The sequence below is a fragment of the Bradyrhizobium sp. Kon37 genome (genome assembly GCF_055807535.1).
This window is the reverse complement of sequence record NZ_JBVVOY010000330.1, coordinates 1-240: the sequence shown is the minus strand read 5'-3', so window position 1 is coordinate 240 and position 240 is coordinate 1. Positions and strand designations below refer to the sequence as shown.

Genomic DNA, 240 nt, shown 5'->3' with positions numbered 1-240 from the left:
AAATATTGCAGTGAAGCTTGTGCCGAAAAAGACCAGATGGCACATGAACTTTAATTAATTGACTATTCGAAACTGAATTTATGCCAGAAATGGCAGGTATTCGCTCAACCTTAATTAAGGAGAAAAACATGATTACCAATTATGAAGCCACTGTTGTAACTACCGATGACATTGTTCACGAGGTGAATCTGGAAGGAAAGCGCATTGGCTACGTAATTAAAACAGAAAATAATCGGCGTA

The 240-nt window shown here is 37.5% G+C and carries 1 protein-coding gene; it reads left to right on the top strand.

Features of this window, described 5'->3' with window-relative positions:
- The coding region (locus AC0L3J_RS38365; RefSeq protein ID WP_434059430.1) for a YdaE family protein at positions 1-54 on the top strand (54 nt) is incomplete at its 5' end.
- Positions 55-240: the final 186 nt, after the last annotated feature.